Source organism: Streptomyces sp. NPDC060209 (genome assembly GCF_042728155.1).
In the GTDB taxonomy this organism is placed as follows: Bacteria; Actinomycetota; Actinomycetes; order Streptomycetales; family Streptomycetaceae; genus Streptomyces.
The window spans coordinates 1-3,290 of the sequence record NZ_JBHWZS010000509.1; the positions used below are offsets into that span (position 1 = coordinate 1).

The following is a 3,290-nucleotide window of genomic DNA, read 5'->3' on the forward strand; positions in this document are numbered from 1 at the left end:
GCGTGGGCGGCCTGGGAGGTCAGGGCCACGGCCGCAGCGGCGGTCGCGGTGAGCACGGTCACGCGGGTGCGGCTCGGCTGCTTGGGACGACGGTGGGACGCCACGAAGGCGAGCTCCTTCTTCCTCGAGCCGCCTACCGGGCTGTGGGGGGATGGAATCCCCGGCTCCGTGCACGTCACGGACTCGGCGGTTCCTTCGCCGTCACCCCGGATGGGCAATCAACCGTGCGAAGGTTCGAGGCCTGACCCTAGTGACCATCTTGTGATCAGTTCAAATCCTCACGAGCAAAATCTCGTCACACCAGGCACTTCTTTACTTTCATCACACTGCGTGTAGCGGCGACTTGACGGTACGTTCCGTAAATTCCGGCAAGTCACACATGTCTCACATGACGCCTCAGACGCGCGAAAGGCGCTTCAGGAGCAAGGCGGACGCGACCGGACGCGCCCCCGCCTTCGCCACCCCGTCGGCGACTTCGCGGTCGGTGGAGACCACGACGACGGGCCTGCCGGGCGGTTCGGCGCGCGCCAGCTGCCGGATCAACTCGTCCGCGGTCACCCCGGCCTTGCTGAACAGGACGCGGACTCCGCGCGGCGGCGCCAGCAGGACCGGGGCCGCCAGCTCTGCGCCGTCGAAGACACAGGTCATCTCGGCGCCGGTCTGTGCCGCGAGGACCGAGAGGCCGCCCAGGAGGCGCAACCGCTGCTTCTCCAGCGGCATCTGCGGATAGCCGGTCTTCGTGACGTTGTAGCCGTCGACGATCAGGTGCGCCTGCGGGAGGGCGAGCAACTGGTCGAGCAGCGCCGGATCGGTCTCCGAAAGGGCCCTGGCCGCAATGTCCTTCGGCGACATCCGGCCGGGCTCCACCGCTTCGACGCCGTCCGCGGGGCGGAGCGAGGAAGGAGGGAGGGCCAGTTCGCGCCGGAGCCCCTGTGCGGCGTCGAGCACGGTGTCCAGGAGCAGCCGCAGCCGCATGTCCTCGACCGAACGTCCCTCCCTGGCCGCCCGGCGGCCCGCCTCCACGGATGCCTCCGCCTCGGCCAGCCGCGCCTTGAGCCGGCGGGACTCGCTCTCGGCGGCGGAGACCTGGGCCGCGGCCTCGGCCCGCACGGCGTCGGTCTCGGCACCGGCCTTGCGCAGAGCCGCCTCTCCGCGCTTCACCTCACTGAGGGCACTGCGCAGCTTGCGGTGGAGGGAATCGGCCTCCTTGCGGGAGACCTCCAGCTCCGAGCGCAGCCGTTCGGTGTCGGCCCTGGTCTGGCCGCGGGCACGGTCGAGCTCCTCGCGGAGCCGCTCCAGCTCGCGCCTGGTCTCCTCGTCCGCCCGCTCGGCGTGTGCCCGCTGGACCTCCTCGCCGGCAGCCGCCACCAGCTTGACCCAGCCGGCCGGCCGCAGGACGTAGGCGGCGGCGGCCACATCGACGGGGTCGGCGGCGGCGGGCGGCGCACCGGACTTGAGCGCGTCGGCCAGCTCCGGCTGGGTCTGGCCGATCCGCTCACCGATGCGCCGGCGGAACACCGGGTCGCTCTCCAGGGCGGCCGCCATCGCGTTACCCGCGAACTTGGCCCGTCTGCTGGGGGTGAAACGGGCGTACTGCCGCAGCTGGGAGGGGAGTTCGCCGACGGTCAGGCCGCCGAAGGCGTCCGAGACCAGCGCCACCACCTTGTGGCGTACGCCTTCGGGCAGCGGACGGTCGAGCGACTCCGCGGTGCCGTCGGCCGCGTCGGCCGGTCCGGCGCCGCCTGTCGGCTGCTCCACCATCCATCACCCCAATATGTCTGTCCGCACGGCTCCGTCAGGAGTCGGCACCAGGCCTGTCGACCAGCTCGATCTGATCCACGGCGTTGCACCAACGGCAGCGCACCGACTCGATGGTCTCACTGACCACCTCGCGCTCCTCGACACTCGACTCCCCGGCCAGGTCGAGATGTACGTACTCCACGACCTTCGAGGAGCGCGTCACATCGAAACGGGTGAGGTTGCCGCAGAGCGTGCAGCGCCAGCGAGTCCCGTCCGTCGGCTGGGGAACCGTCGTCATCGTTGCGTCCTCTTTCGTCGTTCGTCGAGTCTTGTGCGTGCCCAGGTCTTCGATCTCGCGGTGCGCCGTCGAACTGCGGATGTCCTGCCGCAACCCTACGGCCTTGCGCATACCTATCGGCACGGCGAGGCGGTCTGTCCCGTTCTCGCCGGGTGCGTCATGCTCTGTACGTGATCGATTTGCGGGAAGTCGACTGGCGGGAGCGGGCCAGAGAGTTCGGGGCGGCGGCCGCGGCGGGCGGTGCCCCGGTCACGTACGGGCTGATGGCCCTGTGCTGCGCGGTGTTCCTGATCAGCCCGCTCTCGGGGTTCAACCCCGCCTACGGAGGCGCCGACGCGCTCCTGGCCGCTCAGGCCGGGTACTTCGAGCGGTGGGGCGTGATCCCCAGCGAGCTCCTGGACGGCTCCGCGCACGCGGCGCTCACCCCGCTGACCGCGCTCTTCGTCCACGGCAGCTGGCTGCACCTGCTGGGCAACATGCTCTTCCTGTACGTGTTCGGCGCGATGGCCGAGGAGCGTATGGGGCGCACCGAATTCGCCCTCTTCTATGTCGCGTGCGGATACTTCGCCCTGGTGGCCTACGCGGTGGTGCACGCGGATTCCGACCAGACGCTGGTCGGCGCGTCGGGGGCGATCTCCGCGGTCCTCGGAGCCTTCCTCTACCTCTTCCCCCGGGCCCGCGTCACCAGCCTCTTCCCCTTCCTCTTCTTCCTCCCGCTGCGCTTCCCCGCCTGGATCGTCCTCGTGTTCTGGTTCGTCCTGCAGTGGCTGGCGGCGCAGGGCGCGGGCAGCGGTCCGGGCGTGGCGTACCTCGCGCACGTGGCGGGTTTCGCGGCCGGGTTCCTCTACGCCTGGGTGCGGTTCCGGGGGACTAGAGTGAAGTCTCCAGCCACGGCCACCGAGGGAGAAAGCCAGCCGTGATCACCGCGATCGTGCTCATCAAAACCAGCGTGGACCGGATTCCCGAGATCGCCGAGGCCATTGCCTCGCTGGAGAGCGTCAGCGAAGTCTTCTCGGTCACCGGTACGTACGACCTGATCGCCATGGTCCGGGTGGCCCGGCACGACGATCTGGCCGATGTCATCCCGGGCCGGATCAGCAAGATCCAGGGAGTCGAGGCCACCGACACCCACGTGGCCTTCCGCACGTACTCGCAGCACGACCTCGAGGCGGCCTTCGCCATCGGCCTCGACGGCTGAGGCGGCCTCCGGCTCACGGCTGGGACGACCTACGGCTCCGGCCGGGGACAGGGC

4 protein-coding genes are annotated in these 3,290 nt (G+C 70.0%); 2 read left to right on the forward strand and 2 right to left on the reverse strand.

The genetic code is table 11. From position 1 onward, the window contains the following. Nucleotides 1–396: 396 nt before the first annotated feature. Nucleotides 397–1,758, reverse strand: a complete 1,362-nt coding sequence (locus tag ACFWFI_RS41935) for an NYN domain-containing protein (RefSeq protein WP_387401098.1) — start codon at nt 1,756–1,758, stop codon at nt 397–399. Nucleotides 1,759–1,795: 37 nt separating this feature from the next. Beyond that, complete coding sequence (locus tag ACFWFI_RS41940) at nt 1,796–2,038, reverse strand: hypothetical protein (protein WP_014156692.1); 243 nt, start codon at nt 2,036–2,038, stop codon at nt 1,796–1,798. A gap of 170 nt (nt 2,039–2,208) precedes the next feature. On the opposite strand from ACFWFI_RS41940, the gene ACFWFI_RS41945 reads away from it, so the two are divergent. Beyond that, nucleotides 2,209–2,958, forward strand: coding sequence for a rhomboid family intramembrane serine protease (locus ACFWFI_RS41945; RefSeq protein ID WP_387401094.1), 750 nt, complete (start codon nt 2,209–2,211; stop codon nt 2,956–2,958). Further along, nucleotides 2,955–3,236, forward strand: coding sequence for an Lrp/AsnC family transcriptional regulator (locus ACFWFI_RS41950; RefSeq protein WP_387401096.1), 282 nt, complete (start codon nt 2,955–2,957; stop codon nt 3,234–3,236). Before ACFWFI_RS41945 ends, ACFWFI_RS41950 begins: the two co-directional genes overlap by 4 nt. Nucleotides 3,237–3,290 lie beyond the last annotated feature (54 nt).